Here is a 25,832-nt window from a genome sequence, read left to right as displayed (position 1 = left end):
CCCGAAGGCGGTCGTCGTCACGCGGCGGCCCTCCCGAACGTAGTCGTCGTCATGCGGCGGCCCTCCCGGTGGCAGCGGCCATCACGGTTTCCTCGGTGGCTTCGGAGCGCGGGATCTCGGCGGTGAGCCGGCCCTCGTGCATCACCAGCACGCGGTCGGCCATGCCGAGGATCTCGGGCAGGTCGGAGGAGATCATCAGGACGGCGACGCCGTCGGCGGCCAGTGCGGACAGCAGCCGGTGCACCTCGGCCTTGGTGCCGACGTCGATGCCGCGGGTCGGCTCGTCGACGATCAGCACCTTCGGGGCGGTGGCGAGCCACTTGGCGAGGACGACCTTCTGCTGGTTGCCGCCGGACAGCGTGGAGACGGCGTCGGCGATCCGGGCGTACTTGACCTGGAGCCGGACGGCCCAGTCGAGGGAGCGGCTGCGCTCGGCGCCCCGGTCCACGAGCCCGGCCCGCACGGTCGTGCGCAGCCCCGTGAGGCCGATGTTCCGCTCGATGGACATGTCCATCACCAGGCCCTGGGCGCGCCGGTCCTCGGGGACGAGGGCCAGTCCGGCGGCCATCGCGGTGGACGGGGCGCCGTTGGCCAGCCTGCGGCCCTCGACCTCGACCTCGCCGGCGTCCCACCGGTCGATGCCGAACACCGCCCGGGCCACCTCGGTGCGCCCGGCGCCGACGAGTCCGGCGAGACCGACGATCTCGCCGCGCCGCACGTCGAAGGAGACGTCGGTGAAGACGCCCTCACGGGTCAGCCGGCGCACGCTGAGCGCGACCCCGCCCGGGCGCACGTCCTGCTTGGGGTAGAGCTCGTCGAGGTCGCGGCCGACCATGCGGCGCACCAGGTCGTCCTCGGTCATGCCGTCCAGCGGCTCGCTGGCGATCCGGGCGCCGTCGCGCAGGGTGGTGACCCGCCGGCCGATCTCGAAGATCTCCTCCAGCCGGTGGGAGATGAACAGCACCGCGGTGCCCTGGTCGCGCAGGGTGCGCACGACGCCGAAGAGGCGGGCGACCTCGCTGCCGGTGAGGGCGGCGGTCGGCTCGTCCATGATCAGGACGCGGGCGTCGAAGGAGAGCGCCTTGGCGATCTCGACGATCTGCTGGTCGGCGATGGACAGGCCGCGGGCGGGGCGGCCGGGGTCGAGTCCGACGCCGAGCCGCCGCATCAGGGCGGCGGTCGCGGCGTACGTGGCCTTGTGGTCGATCTGGCCGAGGGCGCGCCGGGGCTGCCGGCCCATGAAGATGTTCTCGGCGATCGACAGGTCGGGGAAGAGCGTGGGCTCCTGGTAGATCACGGCGATGCCGGCGTCCCGGGCGTCGCCGGGGCCGTGGAAGACGACGGGCTTCCCGTCGAGCAGCACCTGGCCGGCGTCCGGCCGGTGCACTCCGGCGAGCGTCTTGATGAGGGTCGACTTGCCGGCTCCGTTCTCACCGGCGAGGGCGTGCACCTCCCCGGGGAACAGCTCCAGGGAGACGTCCCGCAGGGCGCGGACCGCGCCGAAGGACTTGGAGACGTCCCTGAGCGCCAGGACCGGGGCCGGACCCGTGGTGGACGGGTGGGTCATGGGGGCTCCTCGGCGACGCCGGCGGGACGGCCCTCCCGACGTCGTGAAAGGTTTCAACTGGGTTGCCGGGACGGTAGGCGTGCCCCGCATGTCACGTCAATGGGTCCGGATCGAAAACTTTTCGGGAGCAGTAGGCCACGCGAGGGTCACGGGAACAGGGCTCGGCGCGAGGGGTTGACACCCCTCGCACCGGCCCATAGCTTCCCCTTCTGAATCGTTTCACTCAGTGGTCTTACGACCCGATGTCACAGGAGTCCTGACGTGACCGAGCTCGCCGCGGTGAAGGCCGCCCTCAAGACACAGGCCGTCGAGACGCCGTCGTGGGCGTACGGCAACTCGGGCACGCGCTTCAAGGTGTTCGCCCAGCAGGGCGTTCCCCGCACGCCCCGCGAGAAGCTGGAGGACGCGGCCAAGGTGCACGAGTTCACCGGGGTCGCGCCGACCGTCGCGCTGCACATCCCGTGGGACGAGGTCGACGACTACGCCGCGCTGGCCCGGTTCGCCGAGGAGCGGGGGGTGAGGCTGGGCGCGATCAACTCCAACACCTTCCAGGACGACGACTACCGGCTCGGCAGCGTCTGCCACCCGGACGCCGCCGTGCGCAGGAAGGCCGTGGACCACCTGCTGCGGTGCGTCGACATCATGGACGCCACCGGGTCCAGGGACCTCAAGCTGTGGTTCGCCGACGGGACGAACTATCCGGGGCAGGACGACATCCGGGTCCGGCAGGACCGGCTCGCCGAAGGGCTCGCGCAGGTGTACGAGCGGCTCGGCGAGGGGCAGCGGATGCTGCTGGAGTACAAGCTCTTCGAACCGGCCTTCTACACGACGGACGTCCCCGACTGGGGCACGGCGTACGCCCACTGCCTGAAGCTCGGGCCGAAGGCGCAGGTCGTCGTCGACACCGGGCACCACGCGCCGGGCACGAACATCGAGTTCATCGTCGCGACGCTGCTGCGCGAGGGCAGGCTCGGCGGCTTCGACTTCAACTCGCGGTTCTACGCGGACGACGACCTGATGGCCGGGGCCGCCGACCCCTTCCAGCTCTTCCGGATCATGTACGAGGTGGTGCGCGGGGGCGGGTTCACGCCCGAGGTCGCCTTCATGCTCGACCAGTGCCACAACATCGAGGCGAAGATCCCGGCGATCATCCGGTCGGTGATGAACGTGCAGGAGGCGACGGCGAAGGCGCTGCTGGTCGACCGCGCCGCCCTGGCCGGCGCGCAGGCCCGCGGCGACGTGCTCGGGGCCAACGCCGTGCTGATGGACGCGTACGGCACGGACGTGCGGCCGCTGCTGGCCGAGGTGCGCGAGGAGATGGGGCTGGACCCCGACCCCCTCGGCGCCTACCGCCGGTCCGGGTGGGCCGAGAAGATCGTCGCCGAGCGGGTCGGCGGGCGGCAGGCCGGCTGGGGGGCCTGACCGCCCGGTCACGTCCGCCCGGTCACGTCCGCCCGGTCACGTCCGCGGCGGGCCGCGGGCCGTCCCCGGCCGGCCGCGCGGTTCTCCGCTCCCCCGTGCACGCACCCTTCCGCCGGATCCGTCGAAAAGGAACTGATTCCCCATGACACCCCACCCCGAAGCCGCCGCCCTCCTGGCCCGCTCGCACCGGCTCGGTTCCGATCCGCGCAACACCAACTACGCGGGCGGCAACGCGTCCGCGAAAGGCGTCGCCACCGATCCCGTCACCGGCGGCGACGTCGAGCTGATGTGGGTCAAGGGGTCCGGCGGGGACCTCGGGACACTGACCGCGGCGGGGCTGGCCGTGCTGCGGCTGGACCGGCTGCGGGCGCTCGTCGACGTGTACCCGGGGGTGGAACGCGAGGACGAGATGGTCGCCGCGTTCGACTACTGCCTGCACGGCAAGGGAGGCGCGGCGCCCTCCATCGACACCGCGATGCACGGACTCGTCGACGCCCCGCACGTGGATCACCTGCACCCCGACTCCGGTATCGCGCTGGCGTGCGCGGCCGACGGGGAGGAGCTGACCGCCGAGTGCTTCGGCGACACGGTGGTGTGGGTGCCGTGGCGGCGGCCCGGGTTCCAGCTCGGCCTGGACATCGCGGCCGTGAAGGAGGCCAACCCGCGGGCCGTCGGGTGCATCCTCGGCGGGCACGGCATCACGGCGTGGGGCGACACCTCCGAGGAGTGCGAGCGCAACTCGCTGCACATCATCCGCACCGCCGAGGCGTTCCTGGCCGAGCGGGGGAAGGCCGAGCCCTTCGGGCCGGTGGTCGAGGGGTACCAGCCGCTGCCCGGGGCCGAGCGGCGGGAGCGGGCGGCGGCGCTGGCGCCGTACGTGCGTGCCGTCGCCTCCCGGGACAGGCCGCAGGTCGGGCACTACACCGACGCGGACGTCGTGCTCGACTTCCTCGCGCGCGCCGAGCACCCGCGGCTGGCCGCGCTCGGCACCTCCTGTCCCGACCACTTCCTGCGCACGAAGGTGCGGCCGCTGGTGCTGGACCTTCCGCCGACGGCTCCGCTGGACGAGGCGATCGCCCGGCTGAAGGAGCTGCACGCCGCCTACCGCGAGGAGTACGCCGCCTACTACGCCCGGCACGCCGGGCCCGGCTCCCCCGCGATGCGCGGCGCCGACCCGGCGATCGTGCTGGTCCCGGGCGTGGGCATGTTCAGCTTCGGCAAGGACAAGCAGACCGCGCGGGTGGCCGGCGAGTTCTACGTCAACGCCGTCAACGTGATGCGCGGCGCCGAGGCGGTCTCCACGTACGCGCCGATCGAGGAGTCGGAGAAGTTCCGCATCGAGTACTGGGCGCTGGAGGAGGCCAAGCTCCGGCGGATGCCCGGGCCCAGGCCGCTGGCGGCCCGGGTGGCGCTGGTGACCGGCGCGGGCAGCGGGATCGGCAGGGCCGTCGCCCGGCGGCTGGTCGCCGAGGGCGCGTGCGTCGTGGTCGCGGACCTGGACGGGGACAACGCCGCAGCGGTCGCCGAGGAGCTGGGCGGGCCGGACAGGGCCGTCGCCGTGACCGTGGACGTCACCTCCGAGGAGCAGATCGCCGAGGCGTTCGAGTCGGCCGTGCTCGCCTTCGGCGGGGTCGACCTGGTCGTGAACAACGCGGGCATCTCCATCTCCAAGCCGCTGCTGGAGACGACCGCGAAGGACTGGGACCTGCAGCACGACATCATGGCCCGCGGTTCCTTCCTCGTCTCGCGCGAGGCGGCCCGGGTGATGATCGCGCAGGGCCTGGGCGGCGACATCGTCTACATCGCTTCCAAGAACGCCGTCTTCGCCGGGCCCGACAACATCGCCTACTCCGCGGCCAAGGCCGACCAGGCCCACCAGGTGCGGCTGCTGGCCGCCGAGCTCGGCGAGCACGGGATCCGAGTCAACGGCGTCAACCCGGACGGGGTCGTGCGCGGCTCGGGGATCTTCGCGGGCGGCTGGGGGGCGCAGCGGGCGGCCGTGTACGGGGTGCCGGAGGAGAAGCTCGGCGAGTTCTACGCGCAGCGGACCCTGCTCAAGCGGGAGGTGCTGCCGGAACACGTCGCGAACGCCGTGTTCGCGCTGACCGGCGGCGACCTCACGCACACCACCGGACTGCACGTGCCGGTCGACGCCGGCGTCGCCGCCGCCTTCCTGCGGTGACGGGGGTGACGAGGATGACCGGCGCGACCGGCGCGACCGGCGCGACGGGCACGACGGGCACGATCCCGGCGGGACCGGTGAAGTCGTACGCCGCGGTCGACCTCGGCGCGTCCAGCGGGCGCGTCATGGTCGGCCGGGTCGGCCCCGGCAGCCTGGAGCTGACCGAGGTGCACCGCTTCCCCAACCGGCCCGTACGGATCCCCGAGGGGCTGCGCTGGGACGTCCTCGCGCTGTACGCGGGCGTGCTGGACGGCCTGAGGGCGGCGGGCGCCTCCTTCGGGCGGCTCGACTCCGTCGGCATCGACGGCTGGGCCGTGGACCACGGCCTGCTGGACGCCGACGGGGCGCTGCTCGGCAACCCCGTGCACTACCGCGACGGCCGCACGGAGGGCGCCGCGGAGAAGGTGTGGGCGACCGTGCCCGCCGAGGAGCTGTACGCGGCCACCGGCCTGCAGTACGCGCCCTTCAACACGCTGTACCAGCTCACCGCCGCCCGCTCCACCGCCCGGTTCGCCGCGGCGCGACGGCTGCTGCTGGTCCCGGACCTGATGGCGTACTGGCTGACGGGCGAGCAGGGCACCGAGCTGACCAACGCCTCCACGACCCAGCTGATCGACCCGCGCACCCGGGAGTGGTCGTACGGCCTCGCCGAGCGGCTGGGCATCGACCTCGCCCTGTTCGCGCCGCTGCGGCGGCCCGGGGACCCGGCGGGCGTGCTGCGGCCGGAGGTGCTGGAGGAGACCGGTCTGGCCGGGCCGGTGCCGGTGACGACGGTCGGGTCGCACGACACCGCCTCCGCGGTGGCGGCGGTGCCCGCCGGCGGCGAGCGGTTCGCGTACATCTGCACCGGCACCTGGTCGCTGGCCGGCCTGGAACTGGACGCGCCCGTGCTGACCGAGGAGAGCCGGACCGCCAACTTCACCAACGAGCTCGGCCTGGACGGCACGGTCCGCTACCTGCGCAACATCACGGGCCTGTGGCTGCTCCAGGAGTGCGTGCGGGCCTGGGGCGGGCCGGACCTGGACACGCTGCTGCCGGAGGCGGCCGAGGTGCCGGTACTGCGGTCGGTGGTCGACGCCGGTGACGCGGCGTTCCTGGCGCCCGGCCGGATGCCGGAGCGGATCGCCGAGGCCTGCCGGGCCTCGGGACAGCCGGTCCCGCGGACGCCCGCCGAGGTCACGCGCTGCGTCCTGGACTCCCTGGCCCTCGCCCACCGCAGGGCCGTCGAGGACGCGCAGCGCCTCGCCGGCCACCCCGTCGACGTGGTGCACGTGGTCGGCGGCGGCACGCGCAACGCCCTGCTGTGCCAGCTGACCGCCGACGCCTGCGGGCTGCCGGTGGTGGCGGGCCCGGCCGAGGCCGCCGCCCTCGGCAACGTCCTCGTGCAGGCCCGGGCCCACGGGCTGGTCGGCGACCTGGCCGGGATGCGGGACCTGCTGGCCCGCACGCAGCCGCTCACGCGGTACGAGCCGCGGGGCGGCACGCGGCGGTGGCGGGCCGCGCAGGCCCGGCTCGCCGGAGGGTGACGGGGTCTCCCCCGGGCTCCCGCCCCTGACTACGCTTCTCATCCGAAGATCGACCACAAGGAGCCGCGATGCGTGTCGCCCTGTTCCTGACCTGTGTCAACGACACGCTCTACCCGGACACCGGACGCGCCGTGGTGAAACTGCTGACCCGGCTGGGCGTCGAGGTCGACTTCCCCCTGGCCCAGACCTGCTGCGGGCAGGCGCACTACAACACCGGCTACCGGCACCAGGCGGAGCCCCTGGCCCGGCACTTCTGCGATGTCTTCGGGGAGTACGAGGCGATCGTGACGCCGTCCGGGTCGTGCGGGGCGATGGTGCGGGAGCTGTATCCGCGGATGGGCGAGCGGGCGAGGGCCGAGGGACGGGGGGACGCCCTCGCGGCCACCCTGGCGCCGGTGGTGCCGAAGACGTACGAGCTCACCGAGTTCCTGGTGGACGTGCTGGGGGTGACGGACGTCGGGGCGTACTACCCGCACAGGGTGACCTACCACCCGACCTGCCACGGACTGCGCGGCCTGGGCCTGGGCGACCGGCCCCGGCGGCTGCTGCGGGCCGTGGAGGGGCTGGAGCTGGCCGAGCTGCCGGACGCGGAGGAGTGCTGCGGGTTCGGCGGCACCTTCGCGCTGAAGAACGCCGACGTCTCCGCGGCGATGGGCGCCGACAAGGTGCGCAACGCCGCCGCCACGGGCGCGGAGGTGCTGTGCGCGGCCGACAACTCCTGCCTGATGCACATCGGCGGCACGATGGCCCGGCTGCGGACCGGCATGCGGCCGGTGCACATCGCGCAGATCCTGGCGAGCACGAAGGAGGAACCGGCGGCATGAGCGGAACGTTCGTCGGGATGCCGGGGTTTCCCCCGCCCGCCCACCGGGCGTCTCCCCCACCCGCCCACCCTGCGTTTCCCCCACCCGCCCACCCTGCGTTTCCCGAGGCCGCGCGCCGGGCCGTCCACGACGCGACCCTGCGTGCCAACCTCAGGCACGCCACCCACACCATCCGCGCCAAGCGGGCCAAGGCCGTCCGGGAGCTGGCGGACTGGGCCGAGCTGCGGGAGGCGGGCAAGCGGATCAAGGACCACACGCTGCGCCACCTGGACCGCTACCTGGTGCAGCTGGAGGAGGCGGTGACGGCGGCGGGCGGCACGGTCCACTGGGCCGTCGACGCCGAGGAGGCCAACCGGATCGTCACCCGACTCGTCAAGGAGACCGGCGAGTCGGAGGTCGTGAAGGTCAAGTCGATGGCCACCCAGGAGATCGGGCTCAACGAGGCCCTGGAAGCGGCGGGCATCCGCGCCTACGAGACCGATCTCGCCGAGCTCATCGTGCAGCTGGGCAGGGACCGGCCCTCGCACATCCTCGTCCCCGCCATCCACCGCAACCGCGGCGAGATCCGGGACGTCTTCCGCTCCGAGATGGGGGCGTGGGGCCGTCCGGCGCCCGAGGACCTGACCGACGCGCCCGCCGAACTCGCCGAGGCCGCGCGCCTGCACCTGCGGGAGAAGTTCCTGCGCGCCAAGGTCGGCGTCTCCGGCGCCAACTTCATGGTCGCCGAGACCGGCACGCTGGTCGTCGTGGAGTCCGAGGGCAACGGCCGGATGTGCCTCACGCTCCCCGAGACGCTGATCTCGGTCGTCGGCATCGAGAAGATCGTGCCGACCTGGCGGGACCTGGAGGTCTTCCTCCAGACGCTCCCCCGCTCCTCGACGGCCGAGCGCATGAACCCGTACACCTCGATGTGGACGGGGACGACGGACCCCCGGGCGGCCGACGGGCCGCGCGCCTTCCACCTGGTGCTGCTGGACAACGGCCGCACCGACACCCTCGCCGACCAGGTCGGCCGCCAGGCGCTGCGCTGCATCCGCTGCTCGGCGTGCCTGAACGTCTGCCCGGTGTACGAGCGGGCCGGCGGGCACGCCTACGGCTCGGTCTACCCGGGCCCGATCGGCGCGATCCTCAGCCCCCAGCTGCGGGGCACGGCGAGCGGGATCGACGCCTCGCTGCCGTACGCCTCGTCGCTGTGCGGGGCCTGTTACGAGGTCTGCCCGGTCGCCATCGACATCCCCGAGGTGCTGGTGCACCTGAGGGAACGGGTGGTGGAGGGCGGTCCGGTCACGCGGGAGGGCAACAAGGTGGTGCTGCGGCCCGCGAAGGGACACGCCGCCGAGCGGGCGGCGATGCGCGCGGCCCGCTGGACGCTCACGCGTCCGGGCGCCCTGCGCACCGGCCAGCGGCTGGCGTCCCGGACCCGGCGCTTCCACCCGCGCTCGCTGCCGGGCCCCGGGCGGGCGTGGAGCGGCACGCGGGATCTGCCGCCGGTGCCCGCGGAACCGTTCCGCGACTGGTGGCGGCGCACACACGGCGGAAAGGACGGCGACAGGTGAGCGGCCACCCGAGCAGCAGGGAACGGATCCTCGGCCGGGTGCGGCGCGCCCTGGCGGACGTACCGCGGGACGACACGCCGTACGAACGGGCCCTGTCCCGGGGCTACCTCCGGGAGCACGGCGAACGGAGCGTCGAGCAGACGGTGGACCTGCTGGCCGAGAACCTGGCGGACTACCGGGCGCTCGTGCACCGCTGCACCGTCGGCGAACTCCCCTCGGTGATCGCCGGGTTGCTCGCCGCCCGGGGGGCGAGGACGGTGCTGGTGCCGTCCGGCCTGGACCGGGAGTGGCTCGCGCGCAGCGGAGCCGAGCGGATCGCGGACCGGGCCGAGAGCACGCCGCGCGAGCTCGACCGCGTCGACAGCGTGGTCACGGCGTGCGCCCTGGCCATCGCCGAGACCGGCACGATCGTGCTGGACGGCTCCCCCGGCCAGGGCCGCCGCCGCATCACGCTCGTCCCTGACCACCACGTCTGTGTCGTGCGCGTCCCCGAGCAGGTGGTCTCCTCCGTCCCGCAGGCCCTGGAACGGCTGGACCCGGTCCGTCCGTCGACCTGGATCTCGGGCCCGTCGGCGACCAGTGACATCGAACTGGACCGGGTGGAGGGGGTGCACGGGCCGCGCACCCTGGAAGTGGTGCTGGTGAGCGGGGCCTGACCCCACCGGGGTGGTACTGGGTCCAGCCCGCGATACGGGCACTGCACCCCGTGCCGCCGCCCCGTGCCTTCCGCAGCGTCTCCGGCAGGGGACAGGGCGTGCCGCACGGAAGGTGATGACGATGTTCCGCACCACTTCACGGCCCACACACGACACCGGACCCGCCCCCGAGGCGTTGCGGCTGGTCAAGGTCACCAAGAGCTACGGCAGCGCCGACCGTGCCGTGACCGCCCTGGACGGGGTGACGCTCGGTCTCGAGCGGGGCACCTTCACCGCGGTGATGGGGCCGTCGGGGTCCGGCAAGTCGACGCTGCTGCAGTGCGCGGCCGGGCTGGAACGGCCCGACAGCGGGATCGTGCGGGTGGACGGCACCGAGCTGACCGGCGGCAACGAGGCGGAGCTGACCAGGTTCCGGCGCGGCCGGGTCGGCTTCGTCTTCCAGCAGTACAACCTGCTGGAGACGCTGACCGTCGTGCAGAACACGGTGCTGCCCCTCAAGCTCGCCGGGCGGCGCGTCGACCGGAGGCGGGTCCGGGAGGTGCTGACGGCGATCGGCCTGGGCGACCGGCTCGGCCACCGGCCCGGCCAGCTCTCCGGCGGTCAGCGCCAGCGCGTGGCGATCGCGGGCGGTTCCTCGCGACGCTGCTGTCCGCCTTCCTGGGCGCGGCGATCACCATGACGTTCCAGTCGCTGCACGACACGGCGGGGCAGCCCGGCGTGGACTCCACGAGCGCGCAGACCCTGTCCACCGCGGCGAGCGTGGTCGGCGGCTACGGCACCCTGCTGGTGTTCTTCGCCGTCGCCTCGACGCTGACCGTCAACGTCCGCCAGCGGACGGCCGAGATGGAGCTGCTGCGCTGCTCGGGAGCCACCCCGGCGCAGATCAGGCGGATGGTCGTGGGTGAGGCGGTGGCCGTGGCGCTGGTGGGGGCGGGGCTGGCGGTCGGCCCGGCGGTGCTCGGCGGGCGGGCGCTGCTGGAGGTGTTCCGGGACAGCGGCCAGGTCGCCGGATCGGTCGAGCACTTTTTCGGGCCGGTCGCGCTCACGACGGGCGTCGGCATCACGCTGCTCGCGGCGGCGGGCGCCGCGTTCCCCGCCGTGCGGCGGGCGACGCGCGGGCCGCGGCGGCGGGGCCGGGCGCGGACGTTCCTCGCCTGCGCGGCGCTGCTGGCCGGTGCCGCGTCGGTGTCGGCCACCTTCGCCCTCTCGGCGACGGACGAGGCGCTGATGACGCCGCCCGTGTACGGGACGATCCTGCTGGCGGCCGGTTGTGCGCTGCCGGCGCCGCGGCTGCTGACGGCCCTGCCGGACCGGCTGCCCCAGATCGGGGCCGGCGGCTGGCTGGCCGTGCGCAACCTGCGCGAGCGGGCCGGGCACCTGGCGGGGATCCTGATGTCGCTGATGCTGTTCACGGCGGTCGCCACGGCCACGCTCACGATGCAGGCCGTGGAGAGCGACGCCGTGGCGGCCTCGGGCACGGTGAAGTCGACCGACGCCAAGACCCTGGAGACCCTCAACCTCACGGTCGTCGGCGTCATCGCGGTCTTCGTCTGCCGCATGCTGGTCAACTCGCTGTACGCGGCCACCGCTTACCGCGTCCGGGAGTTCGGCCAGCAGCGGCTGGCCGGGGCGACCCCGGGCCAGGTGCTCCAGGTCGTGGGGACCGAGGCGGCGGTCCTGACGGTCACCGGTGTCCTCTTCGGCACGCTGGCGGCGCTGGCGGGGATCGTCCCGTTCACCGTCGTGCGCGGCGACGACGTCCTGCCGGGCCATCTGCCCGGCGTCTGGGCGGCGGTCGCCTCGGTCGCGGCGGTGGTCATGCTGGGCACCAGCCTGGTGACGGCGCGGCGGGTCCTGCGCGTCCCGGCCGTGCGGGCGGCCGCCCCGGCCGCGTGACGGGACGGGCGGGTGCCCGCCCGGACCGGGTACTCCTCGACTCGGCTCCACTCGGCTCTACTCGGCCTTCGCGTACTCCTGGGCCATCTGGCCGGCGAAGTCGTGGGCGATGACGGGTTCGTCGCCCACGACCCAGGCGTCGTGCCCCGGCGAGCACACGAAGACGTCGCCGGGCCCGACCTCGCTCTCGGCGCCGTCGTCCATGCGGATGCGCAGGCGGCCCTGCACGATGTAGCCGTTGTGGTGGACCATGCAACTGCCGGTCCCGGCGATCGGCGCCACCGACTCCGACCAGCGCCAGCCCGGCTCGAAGGTGGCCACGGCGAAGTCCAGCCCGCTCAGGTGGACGGCTTCGAGGTGGCCCCGGGGGAAATCGCGCCGCTCGTCGGGCTGGTCGAGCGTCTTGACCTCCAGCATGACGCTCCTCCTTCCGGCCGCGTTCCCCGCGGCCCGGGCCGGTCTCCGTCTGCCCGGGCGGCACGGCGGCAGCCCGCCCACCACTTCATCGTCCGTCCGTCAAGCCGGGGCCGCCATTCGGGGGAACGGCCCTTCACTCCCCCCGGCCGCACAGCCGTGCGAAGCGCTCGGCGTCGACGTTGCCGCCGGAGACGATCACCCCGACCCGGCGCGGGAGGCGGCCGGCGCGGCCGGTGAGCAGCGCGGCCAGCGGGGTGGCGCCGCTGGGCTCCACGACGGTCTTCAGGCGTTCGAAGGCGAACCGCATCGCGTCGCGGATCTCGTCGTCGCCGACGAGGACGACCTCGTCGAGGAGCCGCCGGTTCACGGAGAAGGTCAGCTCCCCGGGGGTGTGCAGGGCCTGCCCGTCGGCGATGGTGTGCGGGACGGGGATGCTGACCCGCCGGCCCGCCTCCAGCGACCGTTTGGTGTCGTCCCCGGCCTCCGGTTCGACACCGATCACCTTGATCCCCGGGTGCAGGCTCTTGGCCGCGGTGGCGCTGCCGGCGATCAGTCCGCCGCCGCCGACCGGCGCGATCAGGGCGTCCAGTTCGCCGACCTCCTCGAGCAGTTCCAGGGCGGCGGTGCCCTGCCCGGCGATGACGTGCGGGTGCTCGTAGGGCGGGATCAGGGTCAGGCCGCGCTCGGCGGCCAGGGCCTCGGCGATGGCGACGCGGTCACCGGTGTAGCGGTCGTACGTGACGATCTCCGCTCCGTATCCGGCGGTGGCCGCCCGCTTCGACGGCGGGGCGTCCTCCGGCATGACGATCACCGCGGTCGTGCCGAGCTCCCGGGCTGCCAGGGCGACGGCCTGGGCGTGGTTGCCGGACGAGTAGGCGGCGATGCCCCGGGCCAGCTGCCCGGGGGTGAGACGGGAGGCCGCGTTGTAGGCGCCGCGGAACTTGAAGGCGCCCACGCGCTGGAGGTTCTCGCACTTGAGGAAGACCTCGGCGCCGACGAGCGCGTCCAGGGTGCGGGAGCGCAGCACCGGGGTGCGGTGGGCGACGCCCTCGAGCCGCGCGGCGGCGGCGCGGACGTCGTCGAGGGTGAGGGGCGGGGTGGTGGTCGTCACGCGGATCCTCCGTCGGGTGTCGTGCCGGTCGCGGCCCTGGCCAGGGAGAGGTAGTGGTAGGCGGACGCGCGGGAGATGCCGAGCCGGGCGGCGACCTGCTCGACGGCGCGGCGCACGGCGAAGACGCCCCGGGCGTCGAGGCCGCGGAACAGTTCGACGCGCTCGGCGCGGTCGAGTTCCGCCCAGCTCCCCCGCTGTCGCACCTGGTGGGCGTCGACCAGGGCGTCGACCACCGAGTCGATGTCGTTGCCGAAGGTGGTCGTCGGCGGCTCGGCCGGGGCGCCGTCCAGGCCGGCGAGCGTGCCGAGCAGGCTGTGGACCTGGCCCACGGCGGTGACGTCCAGGTTGAGGCACAGGGCGCCGAACACGGCTCCCGCGGAGTCCCGCAGCACCATCGTGGAGGACTTCACCAGCCTCCCGCCGCGGGTGCGGGTGAGGTAGTTGAGGTCGTCGGCCGCCTCGGCGCCGCGGGCGAGCACGCGCATGCCGATCTCGCTCATCGCCCCGCCCACGGTCCGCCCGGTCACCGAACCGGCCACGGCGACCACGGACGCCTCCGGACGCCGGTAGTCGTGCAGCACCACCTCGCACAGCGGCCCGAGGGTCGCCGCGATCCCGTCTACGACGGGGGTCATCGCGGCGATGATCGCGTCCCGTTCCGCGTCCGCGTCCGCATCCCGCTCCGCACCCGCCGCGCACTGCGGGTCCGTATTCCGCTCGGCCGTCATGGGCCGCTCCTCTCGCCGCATCCGGCGCCAGACTACACGTCCAGCCACTGGACTGGCAGTCCAGCAGGGTGCCGGCCGTCGGCACGGGTGAGGTCGGTCCGGGGGCCGGCGCCCGTCCCGCGGGCGCCGGCCCTTCACGTCAGGCCACCGCCAGGGCGGCCGGCGCGGCTTGTTCCGCCTCGGCGAGCAGGGCGACGAGCGTCGCCCGGGCGCGGGCCACGCGGGAGCGGACCGTGCCCACCGGGCAGCGGCTCAGGGCGGCCGCCTCGGCGTACGGCATGCCGAGCATCTGGGTGAGGACGAACGCCTCGCGCCGCTCCTCCGGCAGCGCGGCGAGCAGGTCGAGCAGCGCGATGCCGTCGTCGAAGCCGGGCAGGCCGCACGGCTGGGCGAGTTCGACCGCGAGCCGCCAGTCCGCCGTGTCGGCCGGACGCGGCCGTGCGGCGGCGTACCGGTGACTGTCGGCCACCGCGCGCCGGGCGATGGCGAGCAGCCAGGTCCGCGCCGAGGAACGGCCCTCGAACCGGTGCAGGCTGCCCAGCGCCCGCAGGAACGTGTCCTGCGCCAGGTCGTCCACCGCCTGCGGGTCGGCGGACAGGTGGGCGACGTAGCGGATGACGTCGCGGTGCAGGGCGCGCACGAAGTGGTCGATGGCGTCGGGGTCGCCGCCCCGGGCGGCCAGCGCCCAGGCGGTCGTCGACTCGTCGGCCGACGCGGCGGACGAGGACGGAACGGAGGCGGCCGGCACGGAAGCCACCGACGCGGAAGCCACCGACGCGGAAGCCGCCGACGCGGAAGCGGCCGACGCGGAAGCCGCCGGCGCGGAGGTGCGGGTCCTCTCGCGCGGGGCGGGCAGGGCAGGAGTGATCACCGGATGTCCTTCTCGGAATGTCCGGGCCACGGGTCGTGGGCACGCACGCGCGCGGGTGTGCCCGCGCGTCCGCCCGCACGGGGCGGGTGCGCGTCGACGCGTGGTCCGGAGAGCGGGGAGTACGGCCGTACGACGGCCCTCGGCCCCGTCCGGACGTGTCCGCGGACGGCGGCGCGGGCCTACGGCCGCGACCCGGGGCGCAGTCGGGCGGCCCCGGGTGTGCCGGCTGCCGTCAGGCGGCAGCGGCCCCCGCGGGCGGACCCCGGGAAGTGATCGCGTGGACGAGGAGGAGGAGACGCGGGGCCCGGTCGGAACGGGCCCGCCGCACGCGCACGCCCGGCCGGTGCGGCGGCGCGGGCAGGGCGAACAGCAGCCGCAGCGGTGCGGTCAGCCGGCCGCCCACCGCGCGCAGGAGGCGGAAGGCCGCCCGCTCCCCGTACCCCAGCCACAGACCGCACAGCAGGGCGGCCAGCAGGTGGGCGGCGAGCATGCCCGGGGACGAGTCGCCGCCCGTGGCGTGCCCGAGATGGGCACCCGCGCCGTGCTCCGTGCCCATGGACACGGCCAGGTGCGCCGAGCGGAGCAGGGAGCCCATGTCGTGGCCGGCGGCGGCCGCGTCGACGGCGCCCGGGCCGCCCGTCATCGGCGCGACGGGCGCCCCGGTGACGGGCGCCGGCGGTGCGAGGGAGAAGGCCGAGTGCAGGAGCGCCTGGGCGGCCACGGCGACGGTCGTGATCACCACGAGCCCGCGCTCGCGGCCCGCCAGGCACCACCCGGCGACGCCGGTGGCGGCCCAGCCGGCCACCAGGATCGCCGGGGACACGTGGTCGCCGGACATCATGGCGTGGCCCAGGGCCGCGAGCACCACACAGACGGCCGCGAACACCGCGGCCCGTACCGTGCGAGCACACCACCCTGCAGTCATGGCGCCTCATCCTCGCATCCGGACCCGGACTTGCACCCAGGGGTACGGAAAACGGCCGGAGTCCGCTCACGCGGCGCCGGGGGAACCGCGGCCCGGCGCCGTCCCGGGCGCTCCGGCGCCGGTCAGGGCTTCGCCGGGGAGGTCCAGGTCCGGGCGCGGGGCGCCGGCCGGGTCCGCGGGCGGGCGGGATCGGGCCCCTCGGCGCACGGGCCACGACGACCGTCACCGCCCGGCTCCCCAGGCCCCTTCCGGCGGATCTCCGGGACGGCCGGGCCCCCGGCCGGGAACACGTCGGCCCGCATCTGCCCCCCAGTCCGGCGGCGCGGACCCCGAGACGCCGGCGGACCGCCTCTCCCGGCAGCCGCGCGGCTCGGCGTCGTCCTCGCCGCCCGGGCACACGGAGAAGCCGTCGCCCGGGTCGTACGGCATCCCCGGCGGGGGCGGACCGCCGGCGAGATCGACGGCGCCTTCTACACCGGGCGCCCCTGCTGACCGCCGCGTAGGCCCGGCCCGGGCGGGACCTCGTGGCTCCCCGCCCGGGCGGTGGGCAGCCCGGAGCACGTGCGCCGGCGCACGCGGGCGCGGTGCCCCGGGGCTCCGCACGCCGGCCGGGGCGGCAGCGGGCACGGGCCGGCAGGCCGTGCGCCTTCCGGGGGCGGGGCCACCGCCCGGGCCGGCCCTTGCGCGGGACCCGGGCCCGTGCACCCGATTGCGCCGCTGAACCGCCCCTTTTGCCGGTCACATCGCCACCTGGCCGCAGCCGCGTCGTTGTCACGGACGTGCCAGCGACACCACCCCTCCCTTCCGACCGCCGCAGTGCTCCGCAGACGGGGCGGAACCGCAGTGCGTTCAGCGGGCCGGCCACGGCCCGGTCGGTGATCGGCGACGATCCCGCCCTGCGCGCGGCGTACGAGCTGTGCCGGCGCCGGACCCGGCGGCAGGACCCCGCCGAGTTCGCGCTGATCCAGTTGCTGCCCGGTGTCCTGCGTCCCGCGTGCTGGGCGCTGTGGGCGGCGGCGAACGCCGTCGACGACCTGGCCGACGACCGGCGGGCCACGGTCGCCGAGCGCACCGCGCGCGTCGAGGCCTGGATCGCCGGGCTCGAACGCGACCTGGCGGCGGGAACCGGCAGCGACCCCGTCCGGCACGCCCTGGTCGACACCGTGCTGCGCTGGCGGCTGGACCTGGCCGGGCTGTGCGGGGCGCTGAGCGTGGTGCGGGACGACACGGCGGGCCGCAGGTTCGCCGACTGGGCCGCGTGGCGGGCCTGGGGGCGCGGCAACCTGATGCCCTGGTTCCAGCAGGTGCGGGAGTTGTTCGACCGGGCCGGGGTGCCGGTCGCGTTGCGCCTGGACTGCCAGGACGGCTACGAGCGGTTCCTCGACGGTTTCCGGCTCACCGACATCCTGACCGACCTGGCGGCCGACCTGGCCCAGGGCGACCTCCTCCTGCCCGAGGAGGCCCTGGCGCGCTTTCCCGGCGCCGAGGAGGACCTGCTGCGGGCTCGCTGGAGCGAGGCGGTCGCCGGCCTGACCGCGCACCTGACCTGTCTGGCCCGCCGCTGGGTGACCCAGCCCCGTCTGACGCACGGCATGCACCCGGGCCCGGCCGTCGTCCTGTGCGCCATGGCCGGCCTGCTGCGCGCCCAGCTGGACGCAGTGGACGCGGCGGGTCCCGCACTGCTGCGCTCCGCGCCCCGCCCGCACCCGGCCGCCGGCGTCCGCGTCCTCGCGCCCGCGCGGCTGCGTTCGGCCGTTGCCTGGCGCCTGACGCCGCTGACCGTTCCCGGCCCCGCGCCCCGCCCGGCCGTCCCGGGCGCCGCGCCCGCCGGACCCCGCCTGGTCCCGGTCTCCGGCTTCCGGCCGCCGCCGGCACACCCGAGCGGTGCGCAGCCCCCGCGGATCCCGGCCGACCGGATGCCCGCCCACGTGGCCGTCGTCATGGACGGCAACGGGCGCTGGGCGCAGCAGCGCGGCCTGCCCCGCCACGAGGGCCACCGGGCCGGCACCCGCGCCCTGCACGAAACCGTCCACGGCGCCCTGGAGATCGGCCTGCGCCACCTGACCGTGTACGCCTTCTCCACCGAGAACTGGAAACGCGACCCGGAGGAGGTCGGCGCCATCCTCCGCGCCCTGCGCGACGAGATCGACGCCGCCCCCTACCGCGAACTCGACGTGCGCCTGCGCTGGTCCGGACGCCCCGGCCGTCTGCCCGCGGACCTGGTCGAGGCCCTGCGCCGGCAGGAGGACGCCACCCGTGACCGCGGCGGCCTGACACTGACCGTGTGCGTCGACTACGGGGGCCGGGACGAGATCGCCCGGGCCGCGGCGGCACTGGCCCGGGCCGCCCGCGCCGGAGAGGTGGATCCCGACCTGATCGGCGAGCGCGACTTCGCGCGCCGCCTCCCCTCCGCCGACCTGCCGGACGTCGACCTGCTGTGGCGTACCGGCGGCGAGCAGCGCACCTCCAACTTCCTGCCCTGGCACGCCACCTACGCCGAGCTGTACTTCACCGACCACCACTGGCCCGACGTCGACCGGCGCGACCTGTGGCAGGCCGTCACCGCCTACGGTGCGCGCCAGCGCCGCCACGGGGCCGCGCCCGTGCTCACCCGGAGCCCGGCGGGCCCGCTCTAGCCCGTCGCCGACCTCCCGTCGCCCGCCCGGCGGCGTCGGGCCCGTGCGCTCGGCGTGCCGGGCCCTGACCCGCGTACGGGATGTACTCGGGGTACTCGGGTCGGGGCCCGGCGCGGCCCTTGGGGAGAACCGGAACGACCGGGAGCGACAGCAGTCAGCCGGTTGTGAGCAGCTCGGCGATCGAGGTGATCGAGTTCCCGGGGCTGGGGAACATGTCCCGGGCGGTCCGGATGGTCCCAGGGGTGGCGACGGCGGGCCGGCCGCCGGCACGGCGGCGTCCGAGCCCTCACGGGCGCCGGAGACGATCAGTTCGCGGTTGGACTCGGCGAGCACGGCGAAGACGTGGAAAACCAGTCGGCCACCGGGAACGGTGGTGTCCAGGCGCCCGTGGAGCGAGCAGAAGCCGATCCCGCGGCTGGGACGCTAACCTCCGGGACATGGCTCGATCCCAGCGCTCCCACGAGATCATCACGCGACTCGTCGACGGACACATCTGTGCCTACGACCTGGCCACCGATGAAAGGGGCGTGCTGTCACCCGCCATGGCCTTTCGGCCGTCTCCCGGGGACGACGTCGTCGACCACACCGTTGCCGCCGGCCTTCGGCACGCCTACTACACCACCCTGGACGCAGTCGTCTGTGTGACGACGGACGGAGCCGAAGTATGGCGATCGAGCCTTGAGCCGCAGGCCGTTCAGCGACGCGGACACCGGCCCAGCTGCGTGCTGTCGCTGGACGGAGGTGTGGTCTGGGTCTACCGGCCTGACGCCTTGGCCGGCCGCGGCCGGCCCGATCAGTGGGTTGCCCTGGACGCAGGATCCGGAGCGGTCATCGCACAGGCGGACCTGCGGACCGTCGGACATGGTGGCCAGCAACTGCTGCACCGGACGAGCGGTCATGTCCTGCTTGATGTCGGAGAGGGACAGGATGGTTCGGTCATCTACCGCGCGTCGCTGACCGAGGCCGGGATGGACCTCTTCTCCTATCCCTGGGACGACCGGTGTCTGATCGGCCTGTCGCCCGATGGGCGCCGGTTCATGACCGTTCACCACGAGCAGGCCGACATGGCCATCCACGATTATCCCGAGGGCGAGGTGGCGTTCGCCCTCTCACTCGACGCCTTCGGCCACGACCCGGACGAGGCGTATGTGGAGTGGAGCGGCGGCTACCTGAGCCCGGACACCGTCATCGTCACCGTCGCCGGCGAAACCGAGGACGAGCGGGAGTGGTTCCACCACTACCGCGTCGATGCGCGCTCCGGCGAGATCCAGGCCGAGTTCGACGCGCGCGCGGACAACCCCTACGACGTCCAGCCTCTCGGAGACGGATCCTGGCTCACCACGGGCCCGTCCGGTCATCCCATCCGCTGGTCCGATTCGTGAGAGGCCCTGCGGCCGGCAGGGAGAGCCCCGACAATGGCCCGTGGTCGGGGGTGACGTGGGCGCGCCACGGGCGGGCGCCGGAGGTGTCGGTGATCCGCGGGGAGGACCGGTAGCCGCGGACCGCGGAACGGAATGTACAACTCCCGGTCCGTTGCCGCGTGTCGCCGGGCGCCGACGTGGACGAGGTGGACCGCGACCTGGGAGTTCTCGGTCCGTGCGGCACCATCACGCTCTACCGGCGTTCGGTGAGCAACTCCGCCAGGTGGTCGGCGAATCCGGTGAGCCGGTCCAGCCGTGGTCCGCCGCGGGCGATACGAAAACCGTGGCGCCGGCCCCAGAACGCAGCCTGGACGGCATGCAACTGGGCCCACCGCCGGACGCGTTCACGGTCGAGTTCCGCGGCCTCGGCGAAGACGTCCAGGGCGCGGTGGACAGCCTTGCGCAGGTCTCCCGCTTCGAGAAACGTCAACGCGCGGGACTTCAGCAGGGTGCCGCCGTCGTAGGCGGGATCCCCCACGTACCCCTTGGGGTCGACAACCAGCCACGGCTCCCGGTCGGCACGCAGGATGTTCCGGGCGTGGAAGTCGCCATGGACGAGGGTGTCCGGCTGGTCCCGACCCAGCTCCCGAACGGTCACCACGGCGGCGTCCAGCACCTGACGCGGCAGCGGGTGTGTCAGCTCCTCGGCGTCCTTGCACAGCTGCTCCTCCCAGGCATCGGCCTGCTCACGCAGCCGGGGCAGGCCGGGCGGTGCGGGGATGGCCAGGCGGCGACCGAGCCGCCCGGCGACCGCCACCACCTCGTCGCCGTCCTCGACCTCCGCCAAGGTCGACGGCTGAACCCGCTCCAGCAACATCGCGAATCGTTCGTCGTCGCGCTCATGCAGCAGGACGGCGCCGCACCCGCCCCACGCAACGAACGCATCCGGCTCATGGACATTGCCGGGATGCGGAAACGACACCTTCAGCACGGCGCGCTCCTCAGCCCGCCGCCGTACCGGAACGATGACGCCGACACCCCCGTGCATGACCTCGCCGTCCGGCACACACCCCCAGCGCCCCAGCAACTCCTCCACGATCCCGGGCAGCTCGGCGAGCCACACCGCCCCGGCCTCCCTCTCGCGGTCGACGGTGCCCTGTGCGAACTCCTCTGGTAACGCAATCATTCGGGCACCCTACGCGCGGGCCCGCCGCAGCCACCAAGCCCAAGGTGGAGCAGGTCTCACACCAAGGGATGGCACAGTGCGCCTTTGGAAGTGACCCGGGCCAGGAAGCAGGGTCCGGATCCACCGTCCGGCGCACGGCCCCGGTCCCGGGCGGCCGTCCGGGGCCGGGCGGGACGCGGCGCAGGCCGTCAGTCGAGGGCGGCTGCCATGGTGGTGAGCCACTGGTCCATGGGGCCGAGGGTGAGCAGTCCGCTGCCCGCGCCGGCGAGTTCGCCCGAGGCCGGCAGCAGACGGGCGTGGAGCGTCCTCAGCAGCGGCCGGTCGCCGAGCTCCAGGGCGACCGCGGCCTGCAGGCAGCACAGGGCCTCGTAGAGCAGGTCCGCGGGCGGCTCCGGCAGGGCGCGCAGGCGGGCGCGGGCGTCGGCAAGGCGGCCGGCCCGCAACAGCGTGAACGGTTCGGCCCACGGGCGGTAGGGGCCCCAGTCGGCCTCCGGGTCGATGTGCGCGGCGGCCGCCGAGGCGGGCGTGGCGACGCCGCCCAGGCCCAGGCACAGCCGGGCCAGGGGCAGCAGTCCGTGCTCCAGGCCGGGCATGCCGGCGCCGTCCAGCCGCGCGGCGGCGGCCCGGTAGGCGGCCTCGGCCCGCCGGTGCTCCCCGGCGGCGGCCGTCCGCAGCGCGCGGTACCACTGGGTGAACACCCCCGCCAGCGGCCGCTCGTGACGTTCGGCCAGCCGGTCCGCCGCGTCGGCGTGCCCGTCCGCCGTCGCGAAGTCCGCGAGCGCGCCGTTCGCCTGCATGCGGACGAGATGACCGAGCAGCTCGAAGTTGACCAGGCCGTGCCGCGCGGCCAGGGCGATCAGCTCCCGCCCGATCGCGTCCCGCCGGGGCGCGAGCCCGGCCCGGCCGCAGGACTGCAGGAACGCCCCGTTGAGGGCGAACGCCAGCAGCACCGGGTCGTTCAGACGGCGTGCGATGTGCTCCGCCTCGGCCGCGGCCCGCGCGCCCCGCGGGGAGCGGGTGCCGCGCGTCTCCAGTGCGATCGTGGCCAACAGACGGCAGCGCGCCGCCTCGTGCGCGGCGCCCTCGGGCAGCGCGGCCAGGGTGCGCTCGGCGGCGGCCACGATCCGCCGCGCCTGCTCCGGGTCGTCGGCGCGCGTCCAGATCGCGGGGACGTCGTAGGCGCCGATGACGCGGGCGGTCAGTTCCGGGTCGCCGAACTCCTCCGCCGCGGTGATCGCCGCCGACCGGTGCTCCTGGGCCGCCCGGAGGCCGCCGCCCCCGGTCACCGCCAGGTTCCGCAGCAGGCCGACGGTCGACTCCAGTCGGGAGCGCGCGCCCCCGGAGACCGTGCGGTCGTACGCCTCGGCCGCCCGCGTCCACAGCCGGGCCGCCGCCGTCACCGGTTCCGCCGGAGGATCCAGCAGCGGGTCCTGCGCGAGGACGTCCGCCTCCAGGCGGCGCAGTCGCGGGCCCGGGTCCACCCCGAGCCGGTCGGCCAGCATGGCCCGGGCCCGGCGCAGCACGGCGAGCGCGTCGGCCTGGCGGCCGGCGCGGTACAGCGCGAGGGCCAGGAGCCGCCAACCCTCCTCACGCCAGGGGTGCTCCGCCAGGTGCGCGTCCAGGTCGGGGACCGCCTCGGCGGCCAGGCCCAGCGCCAGCCGGGCCTGCGCCTGCTGTTCGACGGCCCGCAGCCGCAGCTCGGTCAGGCGGGAGCGTTCCCCGCGCGCCCACTCCTCCCGCGCGACGTCGGCGTAGGCCGGGCCGCGCCACGCCCCCAGCGCCTGCTCCAGGCGCTCCAGGGCCCGCGCGGGCGGCAGTGCGGCGGCGGCGCCGACGGCCGCCTCGAACCGCCAGGCGTCCACGGCGTCCGGCGCGGCCCGCAGCGCGTACCCGGGGCCCTCGGTGACCAGCAGGCGGGCCGGGGCGCGGGGCGGGCGGTCCGGTTCCAGGACGCGGCGCAGCGCGGCGACGAAGGTCTGGACGGCGCCGACCGCGCCCGCCCCCGGCTCCTCCCACAGGTCCCGCACCAGACGGGCGACCGGAACGACGCGACGGCGGGCGACGATCAGCCGGGCCAGCACCGCCCTGTGCCGCGGCCCCTTCAGCCCGAGGGGCTCCCCGGTGCCGTCCCACGCCACCACCGGCCCGAGCACCCCGAAGCGGATCGGCTCCCTCTGCCCGTCCACGTCCGCCTCCCTCCGCCTTTCCCCGCCCGCTTCCGGCTTCCGCGCCCTGCCCCGTCCGCGGTCCGTCGTCCGTCGTACGTCGTCCGTCGCCCGTCGTACGCGGTACGCGGTACGCGGTACGCGGTACGCCGGTCACGGTACGCGCTGATCGAACGCTGATCGGCGCGCGGGAAGGTCGAGGTGTCGCCGACCGGCGAACTCCCCCCTCTCCCCCCATGCCCCGGCACGCGCGGACAGAGGGCTGTGTATCCCCGTACACGCGTATCCGCGGACACGCGTATCCGCGTGTACGCCAGAGACGAAGGCAGCACACCATGACACCGACCATCCCCGGCTTCGACCACCAGCGCCTCCGCGTCGCCGACGACGTCGCCCTCCACGTCGCCGTCGGCGGCTCGGGCAGCCCGGTCGTACTGCTCCACGGCTTCCCGCAGACCCACCTCATGTGGCGGCACGTGGCCGCCGACCTCACGGCCGACCACACCGTCATCTGCCCCGACCTGCGCGGTTACGGCGCCAGCGACAAGCCCGCCGACACCGGCGCCACGTACGCCAAGCGGACCATGGCCGCCGACGTCGTCGCGCTGGCCCGTGCCCTGGGCCACGAGCGCTTCGCGCTGGCCGGCCACGACCGCGGCGCCCTGGTCGCCTTCCGGGCCGGCCTCGACCACCCCGACGCGATCACCCACCTGGCGTGCCTCGACGTGCTGCCGACGCTGGACATGTGGGACGTGATGCGCGGCACCGGCGCGGCCGTCGGGTTCCACCTGTACCTGATGGCCCAGCCCCCGGGCCTGCCGGAGCGGATGATCGCCGCCGACCCGGACGTCTTCTTCGGCCACTTCCTCGACGTCTGGACCCGCGCGCCCGAGGCCGTGCCGGCCCGGGTGCGGGCCGCCTACCTCGACGCCTGCCGGGACGCGGTGCCCTCCATCGTGGCCGACTACCGCGCCTCCGCCACCGTCGACGTCGAGCACGACCGGGCGGACCGGGACGCGGGCAACCGGCTGCGCATGCCGGTCGCCGTGCTGCAGCAGGACTGGGGCGCCGTCCTCGGCTTCGACGCGCGGCGGCTCTGGCGGGCCTGGGCCGCGGACCTGACCCACCGGACGGTCTCCTGCGGCCACTTCATGGCGGAGGAGGCCCCGCAGGAGACCGCCGCCGAACTGCGCGCGCTCCTGGCCCGGTGAGGGTGCCCCGGGGGGCGACCCCGGGGCTCACACCTCGCGGTGGCCGATGCCCAGCAGGCTCGCGGCGGCCCGGAAGTCCGCGGTGTGGTGGCCGACCGTGAGGGACCAGTGGTGGCCGACGCCCGAGGCGCTCCAGGCGTCGACCCACTCGCCGGGATCGCGGCCGAAGTCGACCCGGCTGGTGGTGTTGCCGATCTCCAGCAGCGGCCCCGGGACGACGGTCCCCTGCGAGGTGACGAAGGACAGCGTGCCGTCGGCGTCCTGGCCGAGCCCCAGCAGGGTGACGGGGCCGTGCCGGACGTCGAACTCCACGCTCACGCCCCAGCCGCGCTTGCCGTGGTAGACGCCGAGTCCGCGCAGCAGCGGGTCGCGGGAGCTGACCGCGAGGTGGCCGGGCCCGTCGTGGCCCATCTCCACCACGCCGTCCTCGAAGTCGAGGGCCTGGATCTCGGTGAAGGAGCCTCCGGTGCCGACGCACTGGCAGGCCAGCTGGGCGACGCTGGTGCGCAGTTCGTACTCGCCGGCCGCGGGCACGCCCCGGGCGGTGAGCAGCGAGGCGCCCAGGATCATGCCGGCGCCGAGCCGCTCGTGCAGTTCGCCGTCGAGGCCGCGGTGGTAGTACGCGAGGGTGTCGAGCCCGAAGTCCGCCACCAGCCGGTCCAGGGCGACCGACACGGTCGCGCCCCAGGCGAAGTCCTCGTCCGCCACGCTGTCGTCGAGGGTGAAGACGCGCCGGGCCAGCGCCATGCGCTCCCGGGTCTCGGCCTCGGTCACCCGCTCCACCCGGTGCCGCAGGTCGTCGAACTCCAGCACCTCCACGTGCGAGCCGAACGTCGTCGACAGCAGGGTCGGATCGGTCGAGACGTCGAGCATCCCCGGGTACAGGTGTCCCATGAGACCGTGCCGGGCGTGCCGCAGCGCGGCGCGGACGCGGGCGGCGCGGACCCACTGCTCCACGCGCCGCCAGGCGGACTCCTGGCGCAGCCAGCCCGAGACCGACCGGAAGGGGATGCCGGCGCGGCGGAAGACGTTGCCGACCTCGGGCACCGGGCACTGTCCGCAGTAGGCCAGCCAGGCCCCCGTGTCGAAGGACGCGTGGTCCATCCGCTCGGACGGCTGGAGGTCGACGACCAGGACCGGGGCGTGCGAGCGCTGTGCGATGGGCAGCACCATCGACGAGGTCAGGTACGTGGCCAGGAACAGCACGATCAGGTCGCAGTCGGCCCGGCGGAGCTGCTCGGCGGCGGCCGCGCCCTCCTCGGCGTCGGAGACGAATCCGGCGTCGGTCACCTCCGCGTCCATCCGCCGCAGGCGCTCGGCGACGTGTCCGGCCGACTCCCGCAGCTGCGGCAGGAGTCCGGGGAACTGCGGCCAGTACGTGCCGAGCCCGCCGGAGACCAGTCCGATCCGGGTGCGGCGCCGGGTGACCGGGGGAAGCAGTTCGCGCAGCAGGGCGGTCCGGCCGGCGTCGCGGCCCGTGGTCGTTGCCATGGCTGGTGCTCCTTGTCGGGTCGGGGGGTCGGGTGGGGTCCGGTTCGGCCCGGAGCCCCGCGTCCTGCGGACGCGGCCGCCGCCGGGTCCGGGCGTCGCCG

General features: G+C 74.9%; 19 protein-coding genes and 1 pseudogene. 11 read left to right on the top strand and 9 right to left on the bottom strand.

Going from position 1 to position 25,832, the window contains the following annotated elements:
• Nucleotides 1-49: 49 nt before the first annotated feature.
• Nucleotides 50-1,567 (bottom strand): sugar ABC transporter ATP-binding protein, encoded by a 1,518-nt coding sequence (locus AB0L29_RS00530; protein WP_365821771.1) that lies wholly within the window; start codon nucleotides 1,565-1,567, stop codon nucleotides 50-52.
• Between the two features lie 261 nt (nucleotides 1,568-1,828).
• On the opposite strand from AB0L29_RS00530, the gene rhaI reads away from it, so the two are divergent.
• From rhaI to AB0L29_RS00490, 8 genes and pseudogenes are all read left to right on the top strand, one after another.
• Nucleotides 1,829-2,989, top strand: coding sequence for an L-rhamnose isomerase (gene rhaI, locus AB0L29_RS00525; protein WP_365821770.1), 1,161 nt, complete (start codon nucleotides 1,829-1,831; stop codon nucleotides 2,987-2,989).
• A gap of 142 nt (nucleotides 2,990-3,131) precedes the next feature.
• Nucleotides 3,132-5,171, top strand: a complete 2,040-nt coding sequence (locus tag AB0L29_RS00520) for a bifunctional aldolase/short-chain dehydrogenase (RefSeq protein WP_365821768.1) — start codon at nucleotides 3,132-3,134, stop codon at nucleotides 5,169-5,171.
• Nucleotides 5,172-5,296: 125 nt separating this feature from the next.
• Entirely contained in the window at nucleotides 5,297-6,697 is a 1,401-nt protein-coding gene (locus tag AB0L29_RS00515; protein ID WP_365822657.1) for a rhamnulokinase family protein, read from the top strand.
• A gap of 68 nt (nucleotides 6,698-6,765) precedes the next feature.
• Nucleotides 6,766-7,521 (top strand): (Fe-S)-binding protein, encoded by a 756-nt coding sequence (locus AB0L29_RS00510; protein ID WP_365821766.1) that lies wholly within the window; start codon nucleotides 6,766-6,768, stop codon nucleotides 7,519-7,521.
• Nucleotides 7,518-9,077, top strand: a complete 1,560-nt coding sequence (locus AB0L29_RS00505; protein WP_365821764.1) for a LutB/LldF family L-lactate oxidation iron-sulfur protein — start codon at nucleotides 7,518-7,520, stop codon at nucleotides 9,075-9,077. The genes AB0L29_RS00510 and AB0L29_RS00505 overlap by 4 nt, the downstream gene beginning before the upstream one ends.
• On the top strand, nucleotides 9,074-9,733 hold the full coding sequence (locus AB0L29_RS00500; RefSeq protein WP_365821762.1) for an LUD domain-containing protein: 660 nt from the start codon (nucleotides 9,074-9,076) through the stop codon (nucleotides 9,731-9,733). Before AB0L29_RS00505 ends, AB0L29_RS00500 begins: the two co-directional genes overlap by 4 nt.
• A 115-nt stretch (nucleotides 9,734-9,848) precedes the next feature.
• Nucleotides 9,849-10,358 (top strand): annotated as a pseudogene (locus tag AB0L29_RS00495) (ATP-binding cassette domain-containing protein); the annotation flags it as partial.
• Nucleotides 10,359-10,408: 50 nt separating this feature from the next.
• A complete protein-coding gene (locus AB0L29_RS00490; RefSeq protein ID WP_365821760.1) occupies nucleotides 10,409-11,629 on the top strand; it encodes an ABC transporter permease in 1,221 nt (406 codons plus the stop codon).
• A gap of 57 nt (nucleotides 11,630-11,686) precedes the next feature.
• On the opposite strand, the gene AB0L29_RS00485 is transcribed toward AB0L29_RS00490, so the two are convergent.
• From AB0L29_RS00485 to AB0L29_RS00465, 5 genes are all read right to left on the bottom strand, one after another.
• The gene (locus AB0L29_RS00485) at nucleotides 11,687-12,046 is read right to left on the bottom strand and encodes a cupin domain-containing protein (protein WP_365821758.1); all 360 of its coding nucleotides are present in this window, start codon (nucleotides 12,044-12,046) and stop codon (nucleotides 11,687-11,689) included.
• Between the two features lie 133 nt (nucleotides 12,047-12,179).
• Nucleotides 12,180-13,157, bottom strand: coding sequence for a threo-3-hydroxy-L-aspartate ammonia-lyase (locus tag AB0L29_RS00480; protein WP_365821756.1), 978 nt, complete (start codon nucleotides 13,155-13,157; stop codon nucleotides 12,180-12,182).
• Nucleotides 13,154-13,792, bottom strand: a complete 639-nt coding sequence (locus AB0L29_RS00475; protein ID WP_365822655.1) for a PAS domain-containing protein — start codon at nucleotides 13,790-13,792, stop codon at nucleotides 13,154-13,156. Before AB0L29_RS00475 ends, AB0L29_RS00480 begins: the two co-directional genes overlap by 4 nt.
• A gap of 232 nt (nucleotides 13,793-14,024) precedes the next feature.
• Nucleotides 14,025-14,633 carry a sigma-70 family RNA polymerase sigma factor gene (locus AB0L29_RS00470; protein WP_365822653.1) on the bottom strand — a complete coding sequence of 203 codons (609 nt, stop codon included), beginning with the start codon at nucleotides 14,631-14,633 and terminating at the stop codon, nucleotides 14,025-14,027.
• A 355-nt stretch (nucleotides 14,634-14,988) separates the two neighbouring features.
• A complete protein-coding gene (locus AB0L29_RS00465) occupies nucleotides 14,989-15,681 on the bottom strand; it encodes a hypothetical protein (protein ID WP_365821754.1) in 693 nt (230 codons plus the stop codon).
• A gap of 875 nt (nucleotides 15,682-16,556) precedes the next feature.
• Here AB0L29_RS00465 and uppS point away from each other — a divergent pair.
• On the top strand, nucleotides 16,557-18,317 hold the full coding sequence (gene uppS / locus AB0L29_RS00460; RefSeq protein ID WP_365821752.1) for a polyprenyl diphosphate synthase: 1,761 nt from the start codon (nucleotides 16,557-16,559) through the stop codon (nucleotides 18,315-18,317).
• A 437-nt stretch (nucleotides 18,318-18,754) separates the two neighbouring features.
• Nucleotides 18,755-19,699 (top strand): hypothetical protein, encoded by a 945-nt coding sequence (locus AB0L29_RS00455; protein ID WP_365821750.1) that lies wholly within the window; start codon nucleotides 18,755-18,757, stop codon nucleotides 19,697-19,699.
• A gap of 232 nt (nucleotides 19,700-19,931) precedes the next feature.
• Here AB0L29_RS00455 and AB0L29_RS00450 read toward each other — a convergent pair whose 3' ends face one another.
• The gene (locus AB0L29_RS00450) at nucleotides 19,932-20,864 is read right to left on the bottom strand and encodes an aminoglycoside phosphotransferase family protein (protein WP_365821748.1); all 933 of its coding nucleotides are present in this window, start codon (nucleotides 20,862-20,864) and stop codon (nucleotides 19,932-19,934) included.
• Between the two features lie 188 nt (nucleotides 20,865-21,052).
• The gene (locus tag AB0L29_RS00445; RefSeq protein ID WP_365821746.1) at nucleotides 21,053-23,050 is read right to left on the bottom strand and encodes a BTAD domain-containing putative transcriptional regulator; all 1,998 of its coding nucleotides are present in this window, start codon (nucleotides 23,048-23,050) and stop codon (nucleotides 21,053-21,055) included.
• A gap of 314 nt (nucleotides 23,051-23,364) precedes the next feature.
• On the opposite strand from AB0L29_RS00445, the gene AB0L29_RS00440 reads away from it, so the two are divergent.
• A complete protein-coding gene (locus tag AB0L29_RS00440; RefSeq protein WP_365821744.1) occupies nucleotides 23,365-24,240 on the top strand; it encodes an alpha/beta hydrolase in 876 nt (291 codons plus the stop codon).
• Between the two features lie 27 nt (nucleotides 24,241-24,267).
• Here the strand turns inward: AB0L29_RS00440 and AB0L29_RS00435 are convergent, their stop codons facing one another.
• Entirely contained in the window at nucleotides 24,268-25,731 is a 1,464-nt protein-coding gene (locus tag AB0L29_RS00435) for an L-fucose/L-arabinose isomerase family protein (protein ID WP_365821742.1), read from the bottom strand.
• Nucleotides 25,732-25,832 lie beyond the last annotated feature (101 nt).

Origin of the sequence: Streptomyces sp. NPDC052701 (genome assembly GCF_040678355.1) — a bacterium.
In the GTDB taxonomy this organism is placed as follows: domain Bacteria; phylum Actinomycetota; class Actinomycetes; order Streptomycetales; family Streptomycetaceae; genus Streptomyces.
Note: the sequence above shows the minus strand (reverse complement) of the source record. Positions and strands in the feature narration are given on the sequence as shown.

Bases quoted from the DNA above. Each gene is read 5' to 3' on its own strand.
- AB0L29_RS00530 (WP_365821771.1), bottom strand. From the start codon at position 1,567: ATGACCCACCCGTCCACCACGGGTCCGGCCCCGGTCCTGGCGCTCAGG.
- AB0L29_RS00520 (WP_365821768.1), top strand. From the start codon at position 3,132: ATGACACCCCACCCCGAAGCCGCCGCCCTCCTGGCCCGCTCGCACCGG.
- AB0L29_RS00515 (WP_365822657.1), top strand. From the start codon at position 5,297: ATGGTCGGCCGGGTCGGCCCCGGCAGCCTGGAGCTGACCGAGGTGCAC.
- AB0L29_RS00510 (WP_365821766.1), top strand. From the start codon at position 6,766: ATGCGTGTCGCCCTGTTCCTGACCTGTGTCAACGACACGCTCTACCCG.
- AB0L29_RS00505 (WP_365821764.1), top strand. From the start codon at position 7,518: ATGAGCGGAACGTTCGTCGGGATGCCGGGGTTTCCCCCGCCCGCCCAC.
- AB0L29_RS00490 (WP_365821760.1), top strand. From the start codon at position 10,409: ATGACGTTCCAGTCGCTGCACGACACGGCGGGGCAGCCCGGCGTGGAC.
- AB0L29_RS00485 (WP_365821758.1), bottom strand. From the start codon at position 12,046: ATGCTGGAGGTCAAGACGCTCGACCAGCCCGACGAGCGGCGCGATTTC.
- AB0L29_RS00475 (WP_365822655.1), bottom strand. From the start codon at position 13,792: ATGACCCCCGTCGTAGACGGGATCGCGGCGACCCTCGGGCCGCTGTGC.
- AB0L29_RS00465 (WP_365821754.1), bottom strand. From the start codon at position 15,681: ATGACTGCAGGGTGGTGTGCTCGCACGGTACGGGCCGCGGTGTTCGCG.
- AB0L29_RS00455 (WP_365821750.1), top strand. From the start codon at position 18,755: ATGGCTCGATCCCAGCGCTCCCACGAGATCATCACGCGACTCGTCGAC.
- AB0L29_RS00450 (WP_365821748.1), bottom strand. From the start codon at position 20,864: ATGATTGCGTTACCAGAGGAGTTCGCACAGGGCACCGTCGACCGCGAG.
- AB0L29_RS00440 (WP_365821744.1), top strand. From the start codon at position 23,365: ATGACACCGACCATCCCCGGCTTCGACCACCAGCGCCTCCGCGTCGCC.
- AB0L29_RS00435 (WP_365821742.1), bottom strand. From the start codon at position 25,731: ATGGCAACGACCACGGGCCGCGACGCCGGCCGGACCGCCCTGCTGCGC.